The organism is Sphingomonas sp. ASY06-1R (genome assembly GCF_052180265.1).
GTDB lineage: Bacteria > Pseudomonadota > Alphaproteobacteria > Sphingomonadales > Sphingomonadaceae > Sphingomonas_I.
The window spans coordinates 3,654,393-3,679,987 of sequence record NZ_CP197464.1; the positions used below are offsets into that span (position 1 = coordinate 3,654,393).

23 protein-coding genes are annotated in these 25,595 nt (G+C 65.4%); 8 read left to right on the top strand and 15 right to left on the bottom strand.

From position 1 onward, the window contains the following. Positions 1–107: 107 nt before the first annotated feature. Complete coding sequence (locus ACSBM8_RS17275) at positions 108–3,116, top strand: triple tyrosine motif-containing protein (RefSeq protein WP_442679226.1); 3,009 nt, start codon at positions 108–110, stop codon at positions 3,114–3,116. 14 nt (positions 3,117–3,130) lie between these two features. Here ACSBM8_RS17275 and ACSBM8_RS17280 read toward each other — a convergent pair whose 3' ends face one another. Continuing rightward, positions 3,131–4,612, bottom strand: coding sequence for a PAS domain-containing protein (locus ACSBM8_RS17280; protein WP_442679227.1), 1,482 nt, complete (start codon positions 4,610–4,612; stop codon positions 3,131–3,133). A 239-nt stretch (positions 4,613–4,851) separates the two neighbouring features. Here ACSBM8_RS17280 and ACSBM8_RS17285 point away from each other — a divergent pair, with 239 nt between their 5' ends. From ACSBM8_RS17285 to ACSBM8_RS17295, 3 genes are all read left to right on the top strand, one after another. Further along, positions 4,852–5,484: a response regulator transcription factor gene (locus tag ACSBM8_RS17285; RefSeq protein ID WP_442679228.1), complete on the top strand. Its 633-nt coding sequence runs from the start codon at positions 4,852–4,854 to the stop codon at positions 5,482–5,484. 240 nt (positions 5,485–5,724) lie between these two features. Next, the gene (locus ACSBM8_RS17290) at positions 5,725–6,522 is read left to right on the top strand and encodes a cysteine hydrolase family protein (RefSeq protein ID WP_442679229.1); all 798 of its coding nucleotides are present in this window, start codon (positions 5,725–5,727) and stop codon (positions 6,520–6,522) included. Between the two features lie 154 nt (positions 6,523–6,676). Further along, positions 6,677–7,519 carry an SDR family oxidoreductase gene (locus tag ACSBM8_RS17295; protein WP_442679230.1) on the top strand — a complete coding sequence of 281 codons (843 nt, stop codon included), beginning with the start codon at positions 6,677–6,679 and terminating at the stop codon, positions 7,517–7,519. A 16-nt stretch (positions 7,520–7,535) separates the two neighbouring features. Here ACSBM8_RS17295 and ACSBM8_RS17300 read toward each other — a convergent pair whose 3' ends face one another. From ACSBM8_RS17300 to ACSBM8_RS17315, 4 genes are all read right to left on the bottom strand, one after another. Beyond that, on the bottom strand, positions 7,536–7,811 hold the full coding sequence (locus ACSBM8_RS17300) for a hypothetical protein (RefSeq protein ID WP_442679231.1): 276 nt from the start codon (positions 7,809–7,811) through the stop codon (positions 7,536–7,538). Continuing rightward, on the bottom strand, positions 7,799–8,170 hold the full coding sequence (locus ACSBM8_RS17305; RefSeq protein WP_442679232.1) for a DUF1971 domain-containing protein: 372 nt from the start codon (positions 8,168–8,170) through the stop codon (positions 7,799–7,801). The genes ACSBM8_RS17300 and ACSBM8_RS17305 overlap by 13 nt, the downstream gene beginning before the upstream one ends. A 119-nt stretch (positions 8,171–8,289) precedes the next feature. Beyond that, complete coding sequence (gene hmpA, locus ACSBM8_RS17310) at positions 8,290–9,504, bottom strand: NO-inducible flavohemoprotein (RefSeq protein ID WP_442679233.1); 1,215 nt, start codon at positions 9,502–9,504, stop codon at positions 8,290–8,292. A 20-nt stretch (positions 9,505–9,524) separates the two neighbouring features. Beyond that, the gene (locus ACSBM8_RS17315; protein WP_442679234.1) at positions 9,525–9,902 is read right to left on the bottom strand and encodes a group III truncated hemoglobin; all 378 of its coding nucleotides are present in this window, start codon (positions 9,900–9,902) and stop codon (positions 9,525–9,527) included. 164 nt (positions 9,903–10,066) lie between these two features. On the opposite strand from ACSBM8_RS17315, the gene ACSBM8_RS17320 reads away from it, so the two are divergent. Both ACSBM8_RS17320 and ACSBM8_RS17325 read left to right on the top strand, forming a co-directional pair. After that, entirely contained in the window at positions 10,067–10,741 is a 675-nt protein-coding gene (locus tag ACSBM8_RS17320; protein WP_442679235.1) for an alternative oxidase, read from the top strand. Positions 10,742–10,835: 94 nt separating this feature from the next. Next, on the top strand, positions 10,836–11,321 hold the full coding sequence (locus ACSBM8_RS17325; RefSeq protein ID WP_442679236.1) for an Rrf2 family transcriptional regulator: 486 nt from the start codon (positions 10,836–10,838) through the stop codon (positions 11,319–11,321). 132 nt (positions 11,322–11,453) lie between these two features. Here ACSBM8_RS17325 and ACSBM8_RS17330 read toward each other — a convergent pair whose 3' ends face one another. Further along, the gene (locus ACSBM8_RS17330) at positions 11,454–11,882 is read right to left on the bottom strand and encodes an organic hydroperoxide resistance protein (RefSeq protein WP_442679237.1); all 429 of its coding nucleotides are present in this window, start codon (positions 11,880–11,882) and stop codon (positions 11,454–11,456) included. Between the two features lie 129 nt (positions 11,883–12,011). Between ACSBM8_RS17330 and ACSBM8_RS17335 the strand changes: the two genes are divergently transcribed. Continuing rightward, the gene (locus ACSBM8_RS17335; RefSeq protein WP_442679238.1) at positions 12,012–12,473 is read left to right on the top strand and encodes a MarR family winged helix-turn-helix transcriptional regulator; all 462 of its coding nucleotides are present in this window, start codon (positions 12,012–12,014) and stop codon (positions 12,471–12,473) included. Between the two features lie 5 nt (positions 12,474–12,478). Here the strand turns inward: ACSBM8_RS17335 and ACSBM8_RS17340 are convergent, their stop codons facing one another. The 8 genes from ACSBM8_RS17340 to ACSBM8_RS17375 are packed head-to-tail and all read right to left on the bottom strand — an operon-like array spanning position 12,479 to position 22,068. After that, complete coding sequence (locus ACSBM8_RS17340; protein ID WP_442679239.1) at positions 12,479–13,663, bottom strand: CaiB/BaiF CoA transferase family protein; 1,185 nt, start codon at positions 13,661–13,663, stop codon at positions 12,479–12,481. A 2-nt stretch (positions 13,664–13,665) separates the two neighbouring features. Further along, positions 13,666–14,697 (bottom strand): TRAP transporter substrate-binding protein DctP, encoded by a 1,032-nt coding sequence (dctP, locus tag ACSBM8_RS17345; RefSeq protein ID WP_442679240.1) that lies wholly within the window; start codon positions 14,695–14,697, stop codon positions 13,666–13,668. After that, positions 14,694–15,980 carry a 2-hydroxyacyl-CoA dehydratase subunit D gene (locus ACSBM8_RS17350; RefSeq protein WP_442679241.1) on the bottom strand — a complete coding sequence of 429 codons (1,287 nt, stop codon included), beginning with the start codon at positions 15,978–15,980 and terminating at the stop codon, positions 14,694–14,696. Before ACSBM8_RS17350 ends, dctP begins: the two co-directional genes overlap by 4 nt. Continuing rightward, positions 15,977–18,127, bottom strand: a complete 2,151-nt coding sequence (locus ACSBM8_RS17355; protein ID WP_442679242.1) for a CoA transferase — start codon at positions 18,125–18,127, stop codon at positions 15,977–15,979. Before ACSBM8_RS17355 ends, ACSBM8_RS17350 begins: the two co-directional genes overlap by 4 nt. Then, positions 18,124–19,176, bottom strand: a complete 1,053-nt coding sequence (locus ACSBM8_RS17360; RefSeq protein ID WP_442679243.1) for a 2-hydroxyacyl-CoA dehydratase — start codon at positions 19,174–19,176, stop codon at positions 18,124–18,126. Before ACSBM8_RS17360 ends, ACSBM8_RS17355 begins: the two co-directional genes overlap by 4 nt. Next, positions 19,173–20,480: a TRAP transporter large permease gene (locus ACSBM8_RS17365; protein WP_442679244.1), complete on the bottom strand. Its 1,308-nt coding sequence runs from the start codon at positions 20,478–20,480 to the stop codon at positions 19,173–19,175. The genes ACSBM8_RS17360 and ACSBM8_RS17365 overlap by 4 nt, the downstream gene beginning before the upstream one ends. Beyond that, a complete protein-coding gene (locus ACSBM8_RS17370; RefSeq protein WP_442679245.1) occupies positions 20,477–20,944 on the bottom strand; it encodes a TRAP transporter small permease subunit in 468 nt (155 codons plus the stop codon). The genes ACSBM8_RS17365 and ACSBM8_RS17370 overlap by 4 nt, the downstream gene beginning before the upstream one ends. Further along, complete coding sequence (locus ACSBM8_RS17375) at positions 20,941–22,068, bottom strand: CapA family protein (RefSeq protein WP_442679246.1); 1,128 nt, start codon at positions 22,066–22,068, stop codon at positions 20,941–20,943. Before ACSBM8_RS17375 ends, ACSBM8_RS17370 begins: the two co-directional genes overlap by 4 nt. Positions 22,069–22,139: 71 nt before the next feature. Between ACSBM8_RS17375 and ACSBM8_RS17380 the strand changes: the two genes are divergently transcribed. Continuing rightward, positions 22,140–22,802: a GntR family transcriptional regulator gene (locus ACSBM8_RS17380; RefSeq protein WP_442679247.1), complete on the top strand. Its 663-nt coding sequence runs from the start codon at positions 22,140–22,142 to the stop codon at positions 22,800–22,802. A gap of 27 nt (positions 22,803–22,829) precedes the next feature. Here ACSBM8_RS17380 and ACSBM8_RS17385 read toward each other — a convergent pair whose 3' ends face one another. After that, positions 22,830–25,550: a TonB-dependent receptor domain-containing protein gene (locus tag ACSBM8_RS17385; RefSeq protein WP_442679248.1), complete on the bottom strand. Its 2,721-nt coding sequence runs from the start codon at positions 25,548–25,550 to the stop codon at positions 22,830–22,832. Positions 25,551–25,595: the final 45 nt, after the last annotated feature.

Here is a 25,595-nt window from a genome sequence, read left to right on the forward strand (position 1 = left end):
ATCCGGCACGTTCGATCGTGGCTTTGCCTGCCCGCTACACCCTTCGCGGGCAGGCAAAGCCGCGATAAGGGTCCGGGCGGGGGGTAGAGGGGGCGGCGAAGAAAGCGATGGGACGGCTGCTGATTGCGCTGCTCGCGGCGTCCTTGATCGCTACCCATGCGCAGGGCGCCTCGCGCTCCATCCACGATTATACCCACCAGCGCTGGAGCGCTGCGGGGGAGATCCCGGCGCCCGTCACCGCCGTGGCGCAGGATCGTCGCGGCTTCCTGTGGCTTGCCACCGGCGAGGGCTTGTTTCGCTTCGACGGCATTGAGTTTGAACGGATCAGCGCCGCAATCGATACGATGCGGCACGGCGCGCCATCGACCCTGCTCGTGCGCGCAAATGGTGAAGTCTGGACGAACTTCGATCGATCGCTGCACTTCGCGGTTTATCGCGATGGAAACTTGCACTGGGTTGCCGGCACCGCGCCGGCGCACGTCATTCGGATGGCAGAGGCGCCGGACGGTGCGATCTGGATCCTGACGGATGATATCGAGAAACCGCTGCTGCGGTGGCGGGCCGGCCGGTGGACGCGCTTCGCAGCCCCCGAAGCCGCGCCCGACAATGCGGTTGGGTTGGTCATCGCCGCCGACGGCGCCGTCTGGATATCGTTGGGGCGGTCCGTCGCGCGTCTTGACGCCGCCGGCGGCAAGCTGGAAATCGTGCTGCGGACCCCGCGCGGCCTTGGCGCTTTGTCAACCGATCCGGAGGGTCGGATCTGGATTTCGGAGCGTCGCGGCAGCTATCCCCTCACCGGGCCCGGCGGGCGCGGCGCGCCACCGCCACGACGTTTCGCCTACGCCACGGACGCCGCCCAGGTTCGCGGCCAGCCGATATTCGATCGGGCCGGCAACCTTTGGATCGCCACCTATTATGGCGGCATCGAACGCGTCGCCCATCCCGATCCGCGCGGCGCCGCCTCACCCGCCGCCGCCCGCGCGGCCGTCGAGCATTTCACGGTCGCGGATGGTCTGTCGTCCAATGCGACCAGCCAGCTTCTCCAGGATCAGGAGGGGAATATCTGGGCCAGCACGGAAAAGGGGATAGATCGGTTCTGGCCGGCGACGGTGCGGCATTATCCGCAGCTGGATGCGCCGGCCGCCTTTGGCGACCTGCTCCTGCGCGCATCGGATGGTTCGGTCTTTATCGGCCAGGCGAAAACCGTCTATCGCGTGCGCCCCGGCGGACGCCCCGAAGCGATCTTGCGCAGCCGCACGGAGCCGAGCACGCTGTGCGAAGCCCCCGATGGCGGAATCCGCATCACCCTGGATACGGACGTGGTGCACTGGCGCAACGGCCGTATGTCCCGTCCGATCGCACCGGTTCCGACGCGCGCGACATTATATGATTGTGCCTTCGATCGGCATGGCGATTATTGGGTCAGCGCCGCGCGCGGAGGACTTCTGCGCTACCATCAGGGCCGCTGGCAGCATGTCGCCGGCCCCGCCGGAGAATCAGGCTTGCCGCGATCGATGATCGTCGATGGGTCCGGCGCGATCGTCTTGCACTGGCAACCCAGAATGCTGGCCTGGTTCGACAATGGCCTGCGCAACACCGCCCCCATCCCGTTCCCGATCCACGCCAATGACGAAGTCACGCTCTACAGCGGGGGCAGCGGATCGGTCTATGTCGCCACGCCGCTCGGCATGATGCGCGTGCGAGACGGCCGCGTGGCACGCGCGCCTGCCAATATCGCGACGCTCAACCGTGTCAGCGGCATCGTGCAGACCGCACAGGGCCAGACCTGGCTGGCGGGCGCCACCGGGATCGTGCGCCTGCAAACCCGCGATCTGGACGCTGCCTTCGATCATCCCGCCGTCGCGCCAACCGCGCAAATCTTCAGCGGCGCCGATGGGCTCAGGAGCCCGCCGCATGCGCACAGCCGTCATGCGCTGGTGGAAGGCGGCGACGGCCGGCTCTGGATTTCCAGCCAATCGGGCACCTTGTGGCTGGATCCCGGTGACATCGGCCGCAATATGCGGCCGCCGCGTGTCGCCATCAGCGCGTTGATGGCCGATCGGCTCTATCGCGATCCCCAGAAATTGCGGCTTCCCGCAGGCACGCGCGATATCGAGATCGACTTTGCGGTCATGAACTTCTTCAGCCCGCGCGAAACCCGCGTGCTATATCGTCTGGAGGGGCAGGATGCCGCCTGGGTGGACGCGGGTGCGCGGCGCCAGGCCTTCTTCACCAATCTTGCGCCCGGCCATTACCGGTTTCACGTCATCGCCGCCAACCAGGATGGCGTATGGAATCGCGAGGGCGCGTCCGTAATATTCCAGATCCCACCCACCTTCCTGCAGTCGCGCTGGTTCCTGCTGATCGTGGGTCTGGGGGTGCTGCTGCTCGGCTGGGCGGCTTTCGCCTATCGCACGCGGCAGATTACGCGCAGGCTCCACAACCGGATGGAGGAGCGGATCGACGAACGCGAACGGATCGCACGCGACCTTCACGATACGCTGCTGCAGGGCATACAGGGACTGATCTTGAGCTTTCAGGCGCTCGCTGATCGTTTGGCGCCGGCGGAACAACCGCGACTGGAGGCAGTGTTGAAGCGCGCCGACGCGGTCGTGGTAGAGGCGCGGGAAAGCGTGCTCGCGCTGCGCGGCCCGGCCGAACATGGCGATCTGCCCCAGCGGCTACGCGCGCTCGCGGAAGATTCGATGCTCGGTCCGGCGACACCGGTGTCGATCGTCATCGAAGGCAACCCGCGCCTGCTGCGCCCGGCGATCGCCAATGAAATTGCCGCGATCGTGAGTGAGGCCCTGTTCAACGTCGCGCGGCATGCGGCTGCCAAACAGGTGGAAATCGTCGCCCGGTTCGCACGACGCGGCCTGACAATTTCCGTGCGCGACGATGGCGTCGGCATTGCATCGGCCATGCTCGAACAAAATGCTTTGCCAGGCCATTTCGGGCTGATCGGCATGCGCGAGCGCGCCGCCCGCATGAAGGGCCGGCTGACGATCAGAAGCCTGCGTGGTGGCGGCACCATCGTCCTGCTGGACCTGCCGGGTCGCCTCATCTTCCAGCCGACGGGGCGCTTCTCCCTCTTCGGACGGCGTCTGCTCGGGTGACGCCGATTGTCATGTCAGGCGCGCCGCGCATGTCGTACCGCCATTGCCGCCTGAGGCAGTGCCAGGATCATGCGAAGGCCGGGCATGGCCGCCTCGGCCTTCAGACTGCCACCGTGCGCTTCTGCGATCGAACGGCAAATGGCGAGGCCCATGCCCATCCCGCCGGTCTTCGTCGTCACAAAGGGCTCGAACATGCCTGCAATGTCGGCATGGCCCGGCCCCGCATCGCACACGCTGATCAGCACCGAACCGTCCTGCAGCCGGCTTTCCACGTCCAGCGACGCCGCGTGCATGCCGTCCATCGCCTCGATCGCGTTGCGGATCAGGTTCACGACCACCTGCTGCACCTGCACCGGATCGGCCAGGATCACGGGCAATGCGGGCGACAACATGAGGTTAAGCCGGGCGCCGCTGACACCGACATTGTCGGCCATCAGGGAGGCGGCATCGACGATCAGCGCATTCACATCGACCCATTCGCGTTGACGGTCCTGCGGATTGAAGAGCGCGCGGATCCGCTGGACGACATCGGCTGCCCCCTGCCCGGCATCGACAATCCGCCCGATGATGGCGCGGGCGCGCTCCAAATTGGGCGGATCGGCCGCAAGCCAACGCTGCGCCGCCTGCGCATTGGTTACGATCGCCGCCAGGGGCTGGTTCACTTCGTGCGCGATCGACGCCGCCAATGTCGAAAGACTGGCGAGCTGCGTCGCACTATCCAGCCGCTCCCGCGTTTTTCGCAATGCCTCGCGGTCGCGAACCTCGTCCTCGATGTCGCGCGATACGCCATACCAGCGCAAGATTGTGCCATCGTCGCTGCGCAGCGGCTCTGCATTTCCCTCGACCCAGCGATAGGATCCGTCGGCGCAACGGTGGCGATATCGCATCGCAAAGGGCGCGCCGGACGTGAAAGCGGCGTTCAACGCCGCCGCCACTTTCGCCGCATCCTCGGGATGGACGGTCTGGGCAACCGCAACCGCCAGACGGCTGCGATCCGTTTCCTCGTCAAGGTCGTCGATCCGGATGCCGGCCCATTCCGACAGACGGCGATTGATGAAGATCGGTTCGCCTTCTGCCGATGCGCTCCAGATCAGCACCGGAACCGTGTCCGCCAGGTGCATCAGCTCCCGCTCGCGCGCTCGCAATCGCGCTTCTGCCAGTTTCAGATCGTGCACATCGATCACCGAACCCGACCATTCGACGATCTGCCCGGCGTCATCGCAAGACGGCAGACCCTCGGCGCGCCACCATCGGTAATCGCCGACGGCATCGCACAGCCGCAACTCGGTCAGAAAGGGCGTACCGTCGCGCAGGCATTCCATCCAACGACCCAGGCAATCCGCTCGGTCGTCGGGGTGGACGGCCTCGACATAGCCGAGCGAACCATCGTGATTGACGCCATGCTCGCCCAGCGTCTGCCCGCGCCACTGCAGAAAGCGGGGATCCAGATAGGTGAACGCACCGGCCGCGTCGGTCTTCCACGCATAAGCTGGCATGCGCCCTTGCCTCCCAGTTTCGACGAGGGCGCGCGCGCGGCCCGTTCGATCCGCCTGCACGCGGCCGACCCGGGGGTTGCCATGGATTGCGGGCGCCTCAAGATAGCCGATCGACGCAGCACGCCTATTCCCCGTTCGGGGGAAAGACCGCTACCGCTGTCCGGGATACGCTTCATCCTGCGTTCGCGCGACAAGGACCGGATCGTACGGGACCGGCCGAGGCCGGGCAGAGAGAGATGATGGCAGACGGATCGGCATGCATTCGCCTGATGGTGGTCGACGATCATCCCGTGCTGCGCGAAGGCGTCGCGGCGATGCTGGAGAATTGCGCCGACATCCAGCTGGTCGGCCAGGCGGGCGACGGGGCAGAGGCGATCGACATGTTCAGAATGCTGCAGCCCGACGTCGTGCTGATGGACCTTCAGATGCCGGGCATCAACGGGTTCGAGGCGATCGCCGCCATCCGGGCCGAATCCCCCGACGCGCGCATCCTGGTGCTCACCACCTATGGGGGCGATGGGCAGGCCATTCGGGCGCTGCGCGCGGGCGCGCAGGGCTATCTGCTGAAGAGCAGCCTGCGCACCGAGATGGTGGCAGCCATCAAGAGCGTCCATGCCGGCCGCCGCCATATCCACCGCGACGTGGCCGACGAAATCGCCTCGCACGTCGCCGACACCAATCTGAGCGAGCGAGAAATCGCCGTGCTGCGCGAAGTCGCACGCGGCCTCGCCAATCGCGACATCGGACTCCAGCTCGGGGTCGCCGAGGAAACCATTAAGGCGCATCTCAAGAACATCTTCGTGAAGCTGGACGTCGCGGATCGGACGCATGCCGTAACGAGGGCGCTGCAACGCGGCATGATCGATCTCTAGCGGGTCGCCGTGCCGCACCGGCGGCCGCGACCATAAGATAGACACGTGCACCACGACCAGATGAGGATCTGCACGCGCGCGGCGTCGTCTACGACGATGCGGGCAGACGATCGCGTCTGCCGAAGCAATCCCTTCGTATCGCTCTAGCTGGCGGTTCGTGCAGTCGGCGGACCTGACCGGTTTGTGCATGTCCCTGGCGGAACGCGGCTGCTTTCGCCGCGACCTGCGCTGGAGCTAACCATGTCTCGCAATCGCCGTCGCCTATCCACCATCGTCGAAGCGCTGTCGGTCGCCCTCGCCGCGTCCATAGTCATGCCCACGCCGGCCGCCTTCGCACAGCAGCCCAGCTATGCCGATCCGTCCAAGCCTGCCTTGAAAAGGGGCTCGATGGTGCTGGATCCCACCCGCGCGGCATTGATCGTGATCGATCCCCAGAATGATTTCATGGATCCGCGCGGAAAGGCTTGGCCGGTCGTCAGCGAAAGTGTGACCGAACAGCAGCTCATCCCCCACCTCACCCAGCTCCTCACCGCGGCCAAGGCGGCCGGCATGATGGTCGCGATTTCACCGCACCATTATTATCACTGGGATCATCAGTGGCGCGTCCAGGGCCCGCTGGAGATATTCCAGCATGACGCCGGCGTGTTTGATCGGGCGGGTCCGTATACATCGGAGGGGTTCGAAGGGTCCGGCGCCGATTTCCTGCCTGCGTTCAAGCCGTTCATTTTCGATGGGAAGACGGTGATCGCGTCGCCGCACAAGCTTTACGGCCCCCAGGTCAACGATCTCGCCTTCCAGCTGCGCAAGCAGCGTATCGACCAGGTCATCATCGTTGGAATGCTCGCCAACATGTGCGTCGAGTCCCACGTTCGCCAGTTGCTGGAGGAAGGGTTCGAGGTCGCCGTCGTGCGCGACGCGATCGCCGCACCCAAGCTGCCGGAGGGGGATGGTTACCTCGCCGCCCTCATCAACTTCCGCTACATGGCGAACGGGCTCTGGACGACAGATCAGGCCGTTCAGATGATGCGGAAGCGCTGAGGCGCACGGACAGGCGCGCGCTAATGTCCGGTGTGCCGGAAGACCCGTGCCAGAAGCTGTGTCCGCGCCTTGATCGCCAATGCCCCATCAACCGCCACGACGCCACGGGTCTGATCCCGCCACCCTGCACGATCGCGCAATATCGAAGGAGATCATGATGACACCGACCGTTCTGATTACCGGCTGTTCGAGTGGCTTCGGCGCCGCTACCGCACGGCTGTTCGCCGACCGTGGATGGAGCGTCGTCGCGACGATGCGCGACCCCGCCAGCGGAGACGATCTGGCGCGGCGCGACACTATCCTGGTGACGCGCCTGGATGTTCAGGATGCCGAGAGTATCGCTACCGCCGTGGCGCTGACGCGCGACCGGTTCGGGCGTCTCGACGCGCTGATCAATAATGCCGGCTTCGGGCTTTCCGGCGTGTTCGAAGAGACGCCCCGCACCAAGATCGTCGAGCAGTTCGAGGTCAATCTGTTCGGATTGATGGACGTCACCCGCGCGGTGCTGCCGATCATGCGGCAACAGCGCAGTGGCACGATCGTCAACGTCACATCGGGCGCGGGCGTGTTCGGGCTTCCGCTGATTTCGCTCTACACCGCCTCCAAATTCGCGGTCGAAGGCTTTTCGGAATCGCTAAGCTACGAGCTGGAGACGCTCGGCATCCGCGTGCGGCTGGTCGAGCCCGGCGGCGTGACCAGCACCCGCTTCGGTGAGCGCGCGAACACCGAAGCGGCACAGGCGGAGCGGATCGAAGATTATGCTCCATTTCTGGCGGGGGCTGCCCAAGTCTTCGACGCCATCCGCGCGAACCGTTCGGGCGCGACGATGGAGGACGTGGCGGAAGTCATCTTCGCGGCCACCATCGATCCATCGGATCGGCTACGCTGGGTCGCGACCGACGATATCAAGCCGCTCGTCACGGCGCGCCGGGAAGCCGGCGAGGTCCGCTATATGGACATGATGCGGAAGCAGTTTCGACCCAATCTCTCATCGTGACGGGCATAGGGCAGCGTCACCGCTTGCCCGCCAGCACGGCGCGCCGTTGTTGAAAGGCGTCGCGCCGGCATGCTTCCAGCACCGGATCGGCCAGCGGCGTCCAACTGCGCGAGATCAAGGAGCGAATCTTTCCGAGCAACGAATGGGGATGTTGCTCCACGCGCGCTCCCCGATCGGCATCGGCGATACCGATCGCCCGGGCGATTCGTATCAAGACGGGATCATGTTCGGGCGCGGGATCGACCAACTCTTCGATCGATCCCGTCTCGGCGGCCATGCTCAGCAAGTCCATGGCCCCACTCCCACTGGCGCGTGATCGAAGAAATCGATGCGCACGGAAACCGGCCCGATAAGCTCGACCAAATGGGGCTCGTCCGGGCGCACCAGCCCCGGCAGATCCGGTGTCAGAATGACGGGGGAGCTTCCGTCCAGCCGGCGGTAGCGCAGCGCGCCTTCCAGGATGGTGATCACACCCCAAACGCCGCGTCGGGTACGATGCTCCTGCTGCAGCGCCTGCGGGAGCGTCTCTGCTGTAAATATCGGGGAAGATCGGTAGGGCAGCGACGGGGGACGGGACTCCGCACCCGGTATGTGACGCGCTGCTTCCAACGGGGGCGCGGCCCGATCCTCCTGCTGTTCACGCTCGTGCATCGCTGACCTCCTTCTGCAAAGTTGAATCCCGTTGGCCCAGGCGCTCCATCGTCGCCGGCCTGCCTGCATCCGCGCGTATCAGCCGGATGCGTCCGATCTCGTCCGCGACGATCATGGCGCTATGCCGCCATCAGTTCGTCGGCGGGGCCGAAGAATTCGTAATGGATACGGTCGGCGGGAACGCCCGCCAGCGCGAGCCCGCTGACGAAGGATCGCAGGAACGGCTTGGGCCCGCACAGATAGACATCCGCATCCTGCAGCGGCGTGGTGCGCGCCAGCCAATCGACCGACACGAAGCCCTCGCCGTCATGCGTTTCGCCGAGTTGATCGTTCGCCTGCGGCTGGCTGTAGAATGTCGTTACCGAGATATTGCCGTGGCCCCTCGCCAGCGCGCGGACATGCGCGTCCATCGCATGTGTGTCGCTGCAAACGGTGCCATGGACATAATGGGCTTCCAGATCGGAATGGTCCGCGGCGATCGCCTCCATCATGCTGACCATCGGCGTCAGGCCGACCCCGCCCGACAGCAAAATCACCGGCCGCTGTGGCGTATCCTGCAGGAAGAAGTCGCCGGCGGGCGGTGTGGTTTCCAGAACGTCGCCGACTTGCACGACATCGTGCAGAAAGCGCGATCCGCCCTGCCCGTTCGCCTCTCGCTTGACGGAAATGCGATAATATTGGCCGTTCGGTCCGCACGAGATCGAATAATTGCGCTTGAGCTCCGGCTGGCCGGCAGGCTTCAGCTTGAACGTCAGATATTGGCCCGCGCGGTGCCGCAGCACAGGCCCGCCGTCGGCCGGGCGCAGAATGAAGGATGTGATGACGCTGCTCTCGCGGATCTTGTCGGCGACGACGAACGGCCGCCAGCCCGTCCAGCCCCCTTCGGCCTGGAGGATATCGTCGCGCAGCACGACCTCGCGCGCCTTCAAGATATCGGCCAGAAACCAATAGGCCTCTCCCCAGGCGGAGAGCACCTCGTCCGTCGCGGCCTCGCCCAACACCTCCTTGATCGCCGCCAGCAACGCCGTCGCGACATAAGGATAATGTTCGGGCAGGATATGATAGCCGACATGCTTGTAGGCGATCCGCTCGACCACCGGCGCCAGTGCGCCGAGATTTTCGATATTCTGCGCATAAGCGAGGATCGCGGCCGATAAGGCATGCACCTGCGCGCCGCTTTCGCCCTGGTTGGCATGGTTGAACAACGCCCGGATATGATCGGTCTCGAACAGGCGGGCATACATGGCGGTGGTGATGGCGGAGCCATGCTGCGCAATCGCCGGCACGGTCGCCTTCACCAGCGCAATCGTCGTCGGACTCAGGGATGCGGTCATCAGTATCTCCTTTGAAAATGTCAGGCGGCGCTGCGCCGATATTGGATGGCAAGCTGGAGGCTCTCGGCGATGCGGGCGGCCTTGGCCTGCATCGCGCGCGCGACGGGAAGCGGCAGCATTTCCTCGGTCGTCAGCGCCCACAATGTCAGCCAGCGGTCGAACGCAGCGGGGGTGAGCGCCTGCGCGTGCCGCAGATGCAGGGCCACGGGATTGCCCTTGTAGCGTCCGCTCGTCAGCATCACGGAAGACCAGAAATCCGTCAGCCGGCCATGGTGATCGTCCCAGTCGTGCACCGCCGCCTGGAAGACCGGCCCCAGCGTCGCATCCGCCCGCACCCGTTCATAAAATCTCTCGACCACCGGTCGGATCGCGGTTTCTTCAAGCTGCAGGCCGGACATGATCGGACTCCCGAATCAATCATTCATCACGGATGAATCTATTAGTCCGGAAAAGATTCATAGCAAGTACATCTTTTAGCTTGAACCGGTGCGCAGAAAGGATCATTGCGGATGCACCTTTTGCGACTCGCGGCGGTCCGCGACCGGCATCGAGGGAGGAAGACATGATTGAGCATCTGCCCGTCAGCATTGAGCATCGTCGGCCCGAAAATGCCGGGGATCGGGTTGCGCTGGGCTTCACCAAGACGATGCGCTTCTTCGCAGACACCTTCTTTCGCGAACGACACGGCCACCGCGCTATCGTGATCGAGACCGTCGCCGCAGTACCGGGGATGGTCGGCGCCACGCTGACGCACCTGCGGTGCCTGCGGCGGATGTGCGACGACAATGGCTGGATCCGCACCCTGATGGAGGAAGCGGAAAATGAGCGCATGCACCTGATGACCTTCGTCAAGGTGGCGCAGCCCAACCTGTTCGAACGCCTGCTGATCCTGTTGGTCCAGTGGGGCTTTTATTGCGCCTTTTTCGGCCTGTATCTGCTTGCACCGCGGGTGGCACACCGCGTTGTCGGCTATTTCGAGGAAGAAGCCGTGATCAGCTACACGCACTTCCTGCAGGCGATCGACGCCGGCCGTATGCCCAATGGGCCCGCCCCCGCCATCGCCTGCCATTATTGGAAGATGCCCAGCAGCGCGACGTTACGCGATGTGGTGCTGAAGGTTCGCGCGGACGAGGCGCATCATCGCGACGTCAATCACGGCTTCGCCGACGAGCTTGGCGGGAAGGAGCGGCCAAAGATCGCGCCTTATCCCGATCATGCTACCGATCTGGCCGCATGATCTTCCACATCTTCTATCTGCAACTGGCCCGGCCCCGGCCGGGCCATGTCGTGCCCACGAAGCACGACGCGCCGCTTTCTGATAAGCGGGCGCGATGCAGCTAACCCGCTACACCGATTATGCGATCCGCGTGCTGTTGCACGTCGGCGCGCGCGACGAAGGCAGTCTGTCGTCCATCTCCGAGATCGCGACCGTGTACGACATTTCCAAAAGCCATTTGATGAAGGTGGTTCAGGATCTGGGTCAGGTCGGCTTCCTCGCGACCGTGCGCGGCCGCAACGGCGGGTTGCGGCTCGGCCGCGCCCCGGATCAGATCAGCATCGGCGCGATCGTGCGCCATACCGAACAGGGGTTCGATCTGGTCGATTGCAGCGCCTGCGTGATCGCCCCGGCGTGCGGCCTGCCGAACATCCTCAGTGAGGCGACCCGGGCGTTTTTGGATGTGCTCGATCGCTATACGCTGGCGGACGTGCTGAGCCGGCGGGCCGATCTGCGGGGCCTGTTTGGGGGATTTCAGCCGCTCAAGAAAACAATCAAGCAGGTCGTCGAGCATACGGATCTGGAGACCAGCGAAAGCTGATCCGGCACGGGCGCGGGCCAGCCTCTGGCTTCCGGTCCGGCCGGATACACGAACGCGCCGTTTCGCAACGGCGCGCTCAGGACGTTCCATACAGAGGCTGGACGCGGCTCACGCGCGCCCAGCCTGCTCGCTTCAGGCGACCGTCAGGGTCACGTCGATATTGCCGCGCGTCGCGTGGCTATAGGGGCAGATCTGGTCGGCTTCGGCCACCAGCGCCTCGGCAGCCGCACGATCGACCCCCGGCAGGTTGATCGAGAGCTGGACGGCAAGCCCAAAGCCCTTGTCGTCGCGTGGGCCGATACCGACGGTGGCGGTCACGCTCGTGTCGTTCGGCACGCGGGGGAGCGACTTGTCCTGCGACGCGGCATATTTCATCGCGCCCAGGAAGCAGGCGCTATAGCCGGCGGCGAACAGCTGCTCGGGGTTGTTGCCATTGCCATCGCCGCCCAGCGCGGTCGGCGTGGCGAGCTTGACCTCCAGGCTGCCGTCGCTGGTGACGGCCCGGCCGTCGCGGCCGCCGGTTGCGGTTGCCTGGGCTTCATATGCTGCCTTGATCGCCATGATATATCTCCTTTGCTTCGCACACGATTGAATCGCGTACGATCTTTATAGCCATCACGCGGAGGGTTTGCAACCCTTGCGATTCTATCGCGTGCGATTTATATTTGCCTCATGAAACAGCACAGTTCTTTGCCCACAGGCCAGGGTCCGGCGGACATCGGACTGGATCGGTTCCTGTGCTTCGCCGTCTATTCGACCGGGTTGGCCTTCAACCGTGTCTATAAGCCGTTGCTCGACCGGCTCGATCTCACCTACCCGCAATATCTGGCAATGGTGGCGCTGTGGCAGGAAGACGGGCAGACCGTGTCCCAACTTGGCGACAAGCTTTTCCTCGAATCCAATACGCTCACGCCCTTGATCAAGCGGCTGGAAGCGGCCGGTTTTGTCACCCGCCGCCGGGACACGAAGGATGAACGCGTTGTCCGCGTCTCGCTGACCGATTCAGGCCGCGCGCTGGCCGAACAAGCTGCCTGCCTGCCGGAGCAGATCCTGACCGCGACCGGCGTCAGCCCTGCTGCGCTGGGGGAGATGCATGCCGCGCTGACGGCCTTGCGCACCAATCTGCAGACGGCCTCCACCGCGGAGGCCTGACGTCGTCAGGCGGCGTCCGCCTCGCGGCGTCGCTCCAGCCACCCCAGGATCTCGTTGCGATTCTCGTCCAGGCGCGGCGGCGGATCCAACGACGTCAGGGGGATCGACGCGGCGGTGAAACCGCGGCCCATGATCTGCACGTCGTCGCGATCGGGCAGCCCCGCGATCCGGACCGGGATCGTCGAATCCCGCCCGGCTTCGGCGGCCAGTTCCGCCGCCTCGCTGACATTGCGCACCATCCCGCACGGTATGCCCGCCGCGCTCATCGCCTGCTCCCACTCCGCGGCATCCCGCTTGCGCAGTTCGGCGCTGAGCTCTTCCCGCACCGCCGTCGCATGTGCGCGCCGCGCTTCGGAATCGGCGAACATCGGATTGTCGAGCCAGTCGGTCCGCTCCAGCAGGCGGGCCAGCACCACGAACTGATGCTGCTGGACGACCCCAAGCGAGATCATCCGGCCGTCGCGCGCGGTGAAGAGCGCGGACGTCGGCTGCCCGCTATAGCCGGTATTGCCGGTCCGCTCGAGCGCCTTGCCCGTGACGAGATAGGGCACCACCGCCGATGCCATGAAGGACAGGCTGGCATCGAACATTGCGACATCCAGATGATCGCCCTCCCCGGTCCGCTCCCGCCGCAGCAGCGCGCCCAGGATCGCATAGGCCGCCGTCTGTCCCGTCAGCGTATCGACGACGGGGAACCCCACCCGCATCGGCGGATCGCCCGGGTCTCCGCCCAGGCTCATCATCCCGCTCGTCGCCTGGACGATATTGTCGATCGCCGGCCAGTCGCGCAGCGGCCCGGTCTGCCCGTAGCCTGAGATCGAACAATAGACGATGTCCGGCCGCAATTCGCGTACCGCCTGATAGCCAAGCTGCAGGCGATCGATCACGCCGGGCCGGAAATTCTCCACCAGAACATCGCATTTCGCGACGATTTGGCGCGCCAGATCGCGTTGTTCGGGATCCTTGAGGTCCAGTGCGATCGACTTCTTGCCCGCATTTACCGCGATAAAAGCGGGCGCCATGCCGTCATAACGCCGGTCCGCACCGTAATTGCGCATGGCATCGCCACCGCCTGGCACCTCGATCTTGATGACCTCTGCCCCCATCAGGCGTAGCAGATGCGTCGCATAAGGCCCGGCCATGACATGGCTGAAGTCCGCGACCGTGATCCCTTCGAGCGGCAGCGCCACGTTCACATTCCTCCACATTCGATGCTGCCGTCCGGCTTCACGCCGCGTCGCGCGGCGCGAAATGCCGTCATTCCATCGATCCCATAGGCGCTGAGCGACCGCGCGTTACGCTCGGCATCGCGCAGATAGAGCGCGTCGAAGCGTGCTTGTTCGGCTGCGGGCATCGCCATGACGGTGACATTCGCCTCTCGCGCCGTCTTCAGGCCAAGCTTTCCCGCCTGCTCATTCTCGCTGGCCAGCGCCGCTTCCCATACCGGAATGCCCTCCAGCAGCACTTTTTGCGCGTCCGCCGGCAGGCTTTTCCATCGGCGACTGCTCATGACGCGCGCCGGATAGGCACCGCGCGGCACCTCCAGCGCGGTAAAGTAATGCGCGACTTCGGCGAAATGGAGCGATCCGAACGTGTCCGGCGGCGCGATAACCCCGTCCAGAACACCCTTCGCGAGCGCCGAATAGACGTCCCCCATCGGCATGTTGACCGGATCCGCGCCCAGTTCGCGCAGCACGCTGATGAGCTCGCTCGGCGCGCGCAGGCGCAGACCTTTCAGATCGGCCAGGCTGCGCACCGGCCGGTTCCGCGTGACGATCCCGGGAAGAATGCCGCCCTGCACGGCCAGCACTTCCAGCCCATCCAGCTCCTTCGCATATTCCGGGCTGGCGCGGGTCATGCACCGGTACAAAGCAACCTGCGACTGCGGCGTTTTGGCGCCGCTATAGAAGCCGGACTGGACGCGAATGAGATGCGCCCCGCCGCGTGCGTAGATCGGCGTGACCAGTCCGACATCGGCAATGCCGTGCCGCAATTCCTCCATCGACTGATCGGAAGACAGCAACGAACCCGACCAGATCGGCCGTACCTTGATGCTGCCCCCCGACCGCGCCTCGACAAACTTCATCCAGCTCTTGTCGGCGCGGCTGAAGGGATGCGCCGGGCTATAGGGGCTTGCATAGACCAGCTCGGTCACGCCCGCATGCGGCACCGGCCGCGCGCAGCCGGCCATCAACAAGCAGGCGAGAAGGATGGCCCGCCTCATGCCAGCCCTGCCTGCTGCAGGAAGTCCTGCACCAGACCGACCATATGATCGTGGTTCCAGCTCTTCGCATCCACCATGTCGGCGTCCAGCGCCAGCACCGGCACGCCCGCTTCCTGCAGGGCCAGGCGCGTCAGCGTCGTGCCGGACTGGGACAGGCGGTTGTCGGGCGGAACCAGCATGATCGCCGCATCGATGCCGCAGCGGGCGGCTTCGCTGACCATCCAGCCATTCATCCATGGCGGCAGATGCAGCACCTCATTCATCGAACAGATGCGACTCGCCAGCGCGTCCATCGGGCGGTCGTGCAGTTCCCGGATATATTGCGGGCCCGCGAACGGCATGTACATCGACCAGACGAAGACCGCGCCCATCCGCTCTTCCAGTGCCTGATAGAAGCCGGGATCGTGCCACACGCCGGCGCCGATCCACATCAGCCGGATGCGCTCGTTCGACGATACGCCGATGCCCGCAGCCACGCGCTCGGCCACCTCGTCGCGAAACCTTTTGGCATGGGCGACGGCCCAGTCCGAGCCGCGATGCCATTGCGGTATCATCGTGTTCGGCATCTGGTCCGCGATCGAGACCGGGCACGGCCGGGCGGACCCGATCATCTCGGCGGCTTCCGCGATATAGGTTTCCTGCTCGTTGATCCGCGCCATCAGATGGCGCAGCTTGCCTTCGTCGAAGCGGCGATCGGTCTTGCGCTCCAGCAGCGCGATCAGGTCGCGCATCTCCTCGATCATCAGGCTGATGCGATCGGGTTCGTACACTTCCTCCCACTGATCGCGCGAGCGCGTGAACCAGTTGGGCTCCTTATGCTCCCAGGCGGGCGCCTCGATCGGGAAGAAATCGGTATCGAGCGCTTCCGCCCATTGCCCGAACACATGCTGGATGCAGTCGCAGGTCAGCCGCGCGACCAATGCCGTGGGCTTCGGTAGTCCGCCCCAGGGCGCGGTGGCGGGATCGTTGGCGAGCGTGCAGGCCAGCCCGAGCGAGCAATATTTGCAGCTGTTGGCCGGATAGCCGCGCGCGGCCATCTCGTCGAAATAGCGGCTCGAAAGCTGCTTCGCCGAGATATAGGCCGACCACCATTGGTTGGTGATCAGCGGGATATCCATCGCATGGAAAATCTCGTGCGGCGTATCGGCCTGCGCGACCACGAACGGCTCGCCTTCATCGACGACGCGGCGCTTCAAATCGGCGGCGAACGCCTTTTGATAGGCGCTGGCCGCGGCCGTGCAGGCAAGGTCCTTACGGCTGCGCTGGCCGGTTTCGACGCTCATTTGAAAAGCCCTGCTGCATTCAACGCATCGAAGCGCGCGGCGCTGACACCCGCAATCTCCCGCGCGACCTGTTCCGAATGTTCGCCGATGCCCGGCGCGCGAAAGGGCTGCGCCTGATCGCGCGACAGGCGGATCGGCGTTGCGACATGATCGAATGCGCGCAGATGCGGATGATCCAGCGTCACCAGCGCAGCGCGCGCGGCGATCTGCGGATCATGTTCCAGCAGATCCTCGATATCCTGCACGGCGGCGGCGGCCAGTCCTTCGGACTGAAGCAAGGCCGCGAGCGCATGATCGTCCTGCGTGCGCGTCCAGGCGGCGAGATCGCGTCCGCCGGAAAGACGCATCAACGCATCCCACTCGGCCTGGTCCCGGATGCTGATCGCGATCCAGCGATCCTCGCCCGCCGCCGGCAGCACATCCTGATAGAATATGTCCGGATCGGCATTGCCGACGCGCGTTGGCGGATTGCCGGTCTGGGCATTGCGGATCGCGTCCGACATCTGCTGGACGCAAATCTCATACATCGACGCATCGACATGGCAGCCGCGGCCATCCCGCCGGCGCCGCTCAAGCGCGGCCGCCGCGGTTGCCGCCATCACATACGGCACGATCACATCGCCATAGGGCACGGCGCCCGGCACGACCGGATCGCGATCGGCCCATCCGGTCAGGAATGTGCGCGACGACAAGGCCCCGCCCGTCCCGTCCACGCCCCATTCCTGCGCCAGCGGCCCGGTCTGTCCATAGACACTGCCGGACACCATGATGATCGACGGATTGCGCGCCGCCAGCGCCGCATAGCCAAGGCCAAGCTTGTCCATCGTGCCGGGCGAGAAATTCTCGACGACGATGTCCGCCCAATCGATCAGAGGATCGAGTATTTCGCGCGCGCCCGGCTGCTTGAGGTCCAGCGCAAGGCTGCGCTTGGACGTGTTGAGGTGGGCGAACCAGGGCTTGTCGTCGAAATTGCCGTGGCGCGACGCCGATACTTGCACATCAAGCCGCGACAGGCAGGGACGGTTGCGGCTCTCGACCTTGATCACGTCCGCGCCGAGATCGCCCAGCGTCTTGGTCGTGATCGATCCAACCAGCGCCCAGGAGAAATCGAGGACGCGCACGCCCGCCAATGGCCCGGACCGCATAGGCTCACGGCGGCCGTTGTCGACAGGGCCGGTTTGCGTCCCCTCCTCCAGGCGGACGAAGCGGCCAGGGACCTTTTTGCCCCGATCGGCCGCCCAGAATTCGCGCGCTTCCAGATGTTCGTCGGCCAGCACGTCACCGGGCTCGGCCACCACACAGGCGTTGATGCCGCGCCGCCGCCCTTCGCCGGCAATGTCCGCCTTCGTCCGCGTGCGGAAGAAACGCTCGATCGCCTCTTCCCACACAACCCGCACGGCGGGATCCAGCGTGGAGCGATTATAGGAGAGCCAGTCCACGCCTTGCAGCGGATTGGGCAGGCCGGCTTCGTCGATCCAGTCGGACAATCCCTGATTGGCCGGCGCCCCGAACCGGCCCGTCATCAGCGAATGGAAGCACCAGCCGTCGGCGAGCGGCCAGATGCAGCGCACGGTCGCGCGGCCGTAATTCAGCGCGCCGCCGACGCGGTGCAACTTGCGCCGATCGAACTGCCAGACGAGGATGCCGTTGACGTTGCGGCTGAGCGCCACCTGCTGGATCGAGATATCGACATGCTGGCCGCGGCCGTGGCCGCCACGCGCATGATGCGCCGCCATCGCGCCGGCCGCTGCCGCCATGTCGGCGTGGAAGGTGCAGGCATCCAGCGCCTCCTTGACTGGTGCGCGATCCGGCTGGCCGGTCAAGCGAAGCGTGCCGCCCATCGCCGACGCGATCAGCTCATTGCCCTGCCACAGGCTGCGTGGGCCGCCGCTGCCGAACGGCGAGACGGAGATGTGGATCAGTCGGCCAAGATCCTCCTCGCCTTGCGCCAGCGGCCAGCCCCGCGCGGCCAGTTGATCCAGCCCGAGATCGTCGATCAGAAAGGCGCAATCGCGTGCCGTGGCGGCGCCTGCCGCATCGCAGGTAATCGGTACGATCGTGGCTCCCAGCGACGCGAAATACCGCGCCAGCGGGCGGCCGATCATGCCCGGCAGCGCCGCGACCTTTTCTCCGCTGAGCAGGGTCATGCGTTCCTCTCCGTCAGCCACGCGGCAATCTCTGCCGCGGCGCCATCATTTCCGTCCCAGCGCCTGCGCGTCAGAACCAACATGGGAATGCCGGCCTGCGCCATCGTCGCGATCTGTGGCGGTACGTGCCAGACCATCGATTCCTCCTGCTCGATCAGCCACAGGATCACCGCATCCGCGCGCGCCTGCCGCGCAGCCTCCAGCAGCGCCGCCGCCGGATCGTCGAAGCTGCGGGCATTGAAGCGCGCCGCCTGGGCCCGGCGCCCAATTGCGGCGAACGGATCGCCGTCAACCGCGATCGGGGCGCCCAGCCGATCAAGCGCACGCTCATGGGCTTCACCCGAAACCTGCCAACCGGCCGTCTCGACCGCGGCGTGGATGCGATCATCGGGCGGCGCGGTGCCGGCGAGGAGCACCCGCTTGGCTATATGCGACGGGGCGCCCAGCGTATCGACCGTGGCGTCCTCCAGCGGCGCAAACAGCGCCGCCCGCGCGATCCGCTCATAACGTCGCCCGCTGCCGGAACGCGTCTGGGCGATGCTCTGGAAAAAGGTGCGGCGGCGATTGGCGGCCGCGATGCCGTGCGACAGCGCCTGCTCGGTTACGTCCAGCTTATCCGCAAGCTTGCGCGTTGCGAGGATCGAATGCGCGGCGCTGCTGTCGCGACGAATGCGGGCCACATCGAAGATGAGCGGTTTCGGCCCGGCGATCAGGCCGCGGCGCTGCAATTCGGTGACATAATAATATAGCCTTTGGGCGCTGTCCTCGCCGCGCGAGAAGATGACATGATCGATGAAGTCGAAGGCGCCGGCGGCCCATTGCTCCAGGATCGAACGGGCCCAGGGCGCGAAGCCATTTTCCAGCCATCCGTCGGCCTTCGGCGTCGGCCGATCGGCATCCCAGGGCAGGTGCAGGGCGAAGCGCCCCGAAGCGGCCAGCAGGTCTTCCGGAATATCCAGGCCGACATAGCCGATCGCGCGCGGCGCGGCGCGGGCGGCGGCCAGCGGATCGGCCAGCGTCCGATCGACGAGGGTATCGAGCATCATCATCGGGCAAGCAAATCCGGCAGGAACATCACCGACGCCGGCACCAGGATGATCAGCAACAGGTGGAACAGATCGGCGATCAGGAAAGGAACGACGCCACGGAAGATCCGGCTCAACGGCACGTCCGGTGCGATACCGTGGATAACGTAGAGGTTCATGCCGATCGGCGGATGGACGAAGCCGATCTCCATCGCGCGGACCAGGAAGATGCCGAACCAGATCGGCGACAAATGCAGCCCGACCACGATCGGCAGCAATATCGGCGTGGTTAGCAACATCAGCGCAAGGCCATCGAGTACCGATCCCAGCAGCAGGAGGATCGCGGCGATCGCCAGCATGGTGACGGTCGGCCCGGCATGCAGGCCTTCCAGAAAAGCCCCGATCGCGCCGGTGATACCGGTGATGCTGATGAAGACGGAGAACATCAGCGCGCCGACGATGATCAGCGTGATCATGCCGCTCGTGCGCAGCGTCTCTTCCAGGGCCTTCATCATGCTGTGCCGGTTCAAGCGTCCCCGGCGCAGCGAGATCAGCATCGCGCCGACGCAGCCGACCGATGCCGCTTCCGACGGCGTGAACCAGCCGAGCGCAATGCCGGAAATCATGACGACGATCAGGAGGAGCAGATCGGTGACGCGCGCTATGCCCTGGAAGCGGGCGCGCCAGCTTGCCCGTGGCGTCGGCGGCGCGATCTCCGGCTTGAAGCGCACGAGGATCGCGATAGCGCCCATGTAGAGCAGCATCTGCGTCAACGCGGGCAGGAGCGCGGCGGTGAAGAGCGTACCGATCGATTGTTCGGCGATGATGCCGAACACGATCAGCGCGCCCGATGGCGGAATGAGCGGGCCGAGCGTGCCGCCCGCCGCCAGCGTACCGGTGGCGAGACTGTCGGAATATCCCCGCGCGCGCATTTCGGGCAGCGCCACCAATCCGACCGTGGCCGCCGTGGCCAGGCTGGATCCGTTGACCGCGCCGAAGGTCGCGCATCCGCCGATCGAGGCCAGCGCCAGTCCGCCCCGGCGGTGGCCGAGCAAACGCGCGGCCGCATCGAACAGATCGCGGCTCGCATCGGCGGAAAAGCAGAGGTGCGCCACCAGCAGGAACAAAGGCAGCGTACCGAGCTCGTAGCGCGTCATCGTGTCGAACACGACCACGCCCGCCTTGATCAGCCCGGGTTCCAGGCCGAGCACGAGGATCGTGCCGCCAATGCCGACGATGCCGAGCGACACGCCGATCGGCACGCCCAGCGCCAGCATTGCGAACAGGAGCAGAATGCCGGCCATGCCGGTGGGCGGCGCGGCCATCATGATCGCGGGCTCCCGATCGCCTGCCGTGCGAAGATCAGGGCACCTGCCAGCAAGCCCGCCAGTCCGATCAATCGCAAGGGCGCGAAGGGGATGCGGAGCAACTCGCTTTCCTCATGCCCGCCCCACATATCGAACGCGATCCAGGCGCTCCCGCTGAAGAAAAGAAGGAAGAGGATGACGCCGCAGATCTGACCGATCCGCTCCACCCAGATCTTGGTACGCCCCTCCAGCCGGTTCACGAGCAGGTGGACCACCGCATGGCGGCGGGCGAGCGTCGCGATCACCAAAGCGGTGGAGGAAGCGACCAGCACCGTCGCCTGCACGAATTCGATCGATCCCAGGATCGGGTGGCCGATATGCCGTCCGATCACGGCAAGCGCATCGGTCGCCACCGCCAGCAGCAGCGCCGCACCCCCGACGATGACGAGCGCACGATAGGCGCCGGACGGTTCAGGCGCGTTCATGCAAACACCAGCATCTCTCCGCGATCGGCCAAATGGATGGGCGGCAGTCCGCCCTGAATGGTGATATCTTCGATATAGCGGCCGATGCGGGCACGCTGTTCGTCGTCGGCAAGGACCGGCCGCCCGGGCGCCTCGACATGGATCGGGATCAGGCCGGCCTGCACTGTCCCGTCGGCGTGCCACAGCAGGCGTCCGATCATCCCGTTCACCGCTTCCGGATGGAAGGGCGCCAACGTGTAGGCGGGGTCGGGTTCGAAGCCGAACATCGCCTTGCGGCGCCGCGCCCATTCCGCACGCGCCGGATGATCCTGATCCATGCTCAACGCATGCGTGACGACGCAGCCATTGCCCAGCCCGTGGAAGATGGGCTTGCCCTGGTACAGCTCCAGCCCCTTCACGATATGGGCATGGTGCCCGAAGACCACGTCGGCACCGGCATCGATTGCCGCCTGCGACACGGCCCGCTCATACGGCGCGAGCGTCGCCGGCACGTGGACCAGACCCTTGTGGAGCGAGACGATCACCAGATCGGCCAGGCCGCGCGCGGCGACGACATCCTCGGCCAGGATCGCTATGGTTTCCGGTGTGATCCGATCCAGCGGCGCGGTCGGCCGGATCGGGCTGCCATCCGCGGTCGCGATCGGCAGATAGGCGAAGCCGGCCGCATCCGGTCCCGCCCAGCCCATTTCAGGCCCGACGCAATTATAGCTCAGCAAAGCGACCGTGCGATCGCCCACGCGCAGCATGGCCGGCGCGCGGGCGGCGGCAAGCGATGCGCCGGCACCGGTATGGTCGATGCCAAGGCGATCGAGCGTCGCGATCGTATCCATGATCCCCTCGGGGCCGCAGTCCGAAATATGGTTGCCGGCCATGCTTATCGCGTCGATGCCGGCACGGGCGGCGGCGGCCAAGTTCTCGGGCGGGGCGCCCGGCGCGGGCACGTCGCCCTGCATTTCGGTGCCGCGATCGGTGTGCGGAACTTCCAGATGGGCCAGAACCAGGTCGGCCGCGTTTAGCGTCGGTGCGATCCCGCTGAGCCAATGGTCCGCGTCCGGCACGTCGAGGATCAGGTCCCCCAGCAGCAGGATCGACGTTGTGCCATTGTTGACAATGTCTTCCCTCATCCGCGACATTGGCGCACCACCCCCCGCAACGAGAGTTGATCTAGCCCGAAATGCCGCAGCCGACGAAATCCGTGAAAATCCGCGCCGAGCCGCCGCCGCCGGCGCGCGACGTGGCGGAATGGCTGCGCGAGCGCATCCGGATCGGCCGCTTCGTGCCGGGCCAGCGCCTGGTCGAGGCGGACATCACCCGCGATACGAGCGCCAGCCGCAGCAAGGTGCGCGAAGCGTTGCAGCGGCTGGAAGCGGAAGGCCTCGTCCAGATCGAGGAGTTTCGCGGCGCTTCGGTGCGGCAGGTCACGCTGGACGAGGTCCGCCAGATCTACAGCGCGCGGATGGTGCTGGAGGGGCTGGCAGCGTCGGAGTTCGCCGCGCGCGGTAGCGCGGCCGCCAAGCAGGCGCTGGGGGACATTCAGCGCGAACTGGATAAGATCGCGCATCTTGGCGATCATGAGCGGTTCGCGGTGCTGAACGCAAATTGGCACAAGGCGATCGTCGACGGCGGCGGCAACGATTATGTGCGCCACTTCCTGACCCGGCTGACCGTGCCGATCTATCGCCTGCTGTTTTCGACCTTCTACAATGCGCAGCGGATCGATTCCGCCAATGCCGACCATCGCCGCATCACTGCCGCGATCGTGGAAGGGCGCGCGGCCGAAGCCGAGCAGGCGATGCGCGATCACATCGCCGCCGGCTTCTCCGCGCTGTCGGAGATCGACTCCCATTTCCACGAATGATCGCAACGCCACTTACTGTTGTTCCGGTTAGAAGGATTTGCGCAGGCTGACCGCAAAGGCACGACCGACCGGGTTGGACGCGGTGGCATCATAGCCGCCATTGCCGTTCCCCCCCGGCGCCAGATTCACATAAGGCGGGTCGATATCGAACAGGTTGCGCACCTCGAACCCGATCTGGATGCCGCTCTTCACGAAATCGCGTGACGTGCGGTCGCCGACCCGGACCGCGAAGCTGAGATCGACCGGCGTATAGCTTTTCACATTCTGGCCGCCGGGGATGGACGTATTGCGATAGCCGCCGACATGGGTGACCGTCGCCTGCGCATCGAAGGGGCCCTTCTGCCACGCCAGACTGCCGCGTGCCTTGAACTTGAGCGGGTTGAAGATGGTGTTGCGCAGGTTCACCAACGGCCCGCTGGGGGTGATCGCCACGACGTAGCGCAGTACATAGGTTCCGCCGACGTTCAGGGCGAAATTGCCCATCGTATCGGTCGGCACGCTGTAATTGGCCTGGAAATCCAGGCCGCGCGTGATCGACTTGCCGAGGTTGTTGTTGCGGCCGTCGACATAGAGCGTGACGTTCGCCGGGTCCCCGCCCGGGAAGGCGCCGCCCGCCAGCGCAATACCCGCGGCCACCGCCTGCTGTACGCGTGCCGCCGCGGCCGCGCCGCGCAGGATGATGTTGGTTCCTTCATATTGGGCTTCGCGGTTCAGAATCGCGAGGTCGGACAGATAGGCATTGACCTGATTGACGTAGCGCACGTTCCAATAGGTGCCGCTGAGCCGCAGCCGCGAGAAAGGCTGGACGTCCATGCCCGCCGACCAGGTCGTTGCCGTTTCCGGCTTCAGATCGAGATTGGCGCCCGACTGCGCCACGCCGATCAGCGGCGCGCCGCCCGTCGGGTTCTGGTAGCTCTGGACATAGAGATTGTTCGAATTGCCGTAGATCTGCGTGATCAAAGGCGCGCGGAAGGACGTGCCATAGCTGCCGCGAATGGTGACGTCGCGGATCGGCGACCAGTTCACGCCGAACTTCGGGTTGGTGGTCCTGCCGACGTCGCTATAGCGATCGTGGCGGACGGCGGCGTCCAGTTCCAGCTTCTGGAAGCCGGGGATCGCGTTGGCGGCGCCGAAGATCGGCACCACCAATTCGGCATAGCCCGAATCCACCCGGCGGCCGAAATGGCGATAGGTGAGCGGCACCGTTGGGTTACCGCGCGCCACGCCGAGCGCGACGTTCATCTCCTGCCCCTCATAGCCGGCTGCGATCTTGACCGGGCCGCCCGGCAGTTCGAACAGCGTGCCGTTGATGCGCGCTTCATAGCCCTTGAAGGTGTTGAGTGTCGGGGCGAGGAAAATCTGGTTGCCGAGCACGGCCAGCACCCCAGCCGAGGTCCGGCCGAGCCCGTAGGGATCGAACGCGGTCGCCGGATTGCTGCTGGCGAGCGCGGCGTTCAGCGCGGCATTGTTGAGGCCGAGCGTCTGGTTGGATTCGTCATGGCCCTTGCCATAGGTGAAGATCGCCTCGGCCTGGAAATCATGCGGCAGCTTGATCCGGATACCGGGCGTCACTTCCCAACTGCGGGTATAGCCGGTGGTGCGATTGCGCGGCAGATCGTTCCGGAAATTATAGCCCAGCGTGTAGCTGGATCCGGTGAATCCCGCCGGACGCACGAAAAACGCGTTGGTGCTGGGTACGGTCAGCGTCGCGTTGGCGAAGGCCGGGTTAATCGCAAAGCGCCGCTTGCTGTAGAAACCGTCGCCGAAGACGGTCAGCCAGCTCGTCAGATCTTGCGAGAAGGTCGCGTTGACCGAGTCATATTCCTGACGGGGGAAGAGATCCTGGCCGATCAGATCGTCGCACTTGTTGCTGGTCCCGGCGACGAGCGATCCCGCATTCGCCTGCGTCACGCCGGTCGTGGGGATGGCATAGGTCATCCCGCCCGCCGTGATCGTGCCGGGGCTGCAGCGCGTAACCCGATAATCATTGCCGCCGGAGCCGCGCTGATCGGAGGTGAAGAAGGACCGGTCCTGCCCGCTCAATGCCGAGCGGAAGACATGTTCGTAGGCGACCATGATCTGCCCGCCGGTCCAGCGATGACCGATTGCGGCGCCGATCTGATATTCGCGGAACGCGCCGTCGGCGGAGATGCCGTAACGCGCCATGGCGTCCACGCCTTCCAGCGCGCGGCGCGGGATCAGGTTGACGACACCCGCCACCGCGTCCGAGCCGTAAATGGCGGATGCGCCATCGGCCACGACTTCGACTCGCTCGACGCCCAGGGACGGCAGCACCGAAGGATCGAAGCTGCGGCTGTTGGTGATCGTGCGGTGGCCGTCGACCAGGATCAGCGTGGCATAGGGGCCGATGCCGCGCAGGTTGACCGAATTGCCGTAGGTATTGTTGCCGCTGCCACCCGATTGGCCACGCGAATTTTCGCTGACGCCGAGATCGAAAACCTGCGGAATTTCCTTGATGACGCGATCGATCGTAACGGCCCCCGAGGCAGTGATCTGATCGCGGCCGAGCGAGATGACGGGCGAACCCACCGGCGCTTCGCCGCGGACACGGCTGCCCGTGACGACGATCTCGGCGTCCTGCGCGTCATTGGCCGTCAGGTTGGTGGCCCCGGCGGTGAGCCGGGGCGGCTCGGTGGCCTGTGCGGCAAGCACGCCGGGCACAAAAAAGATGGACGCAACGCCCCCCAACAGGGCCGCATGGCGCACTCTCCGATTACGGTCGGTCACCTTTCATCTCTCCCTTTTATATTATGGGACGAGTAGATCGATTGT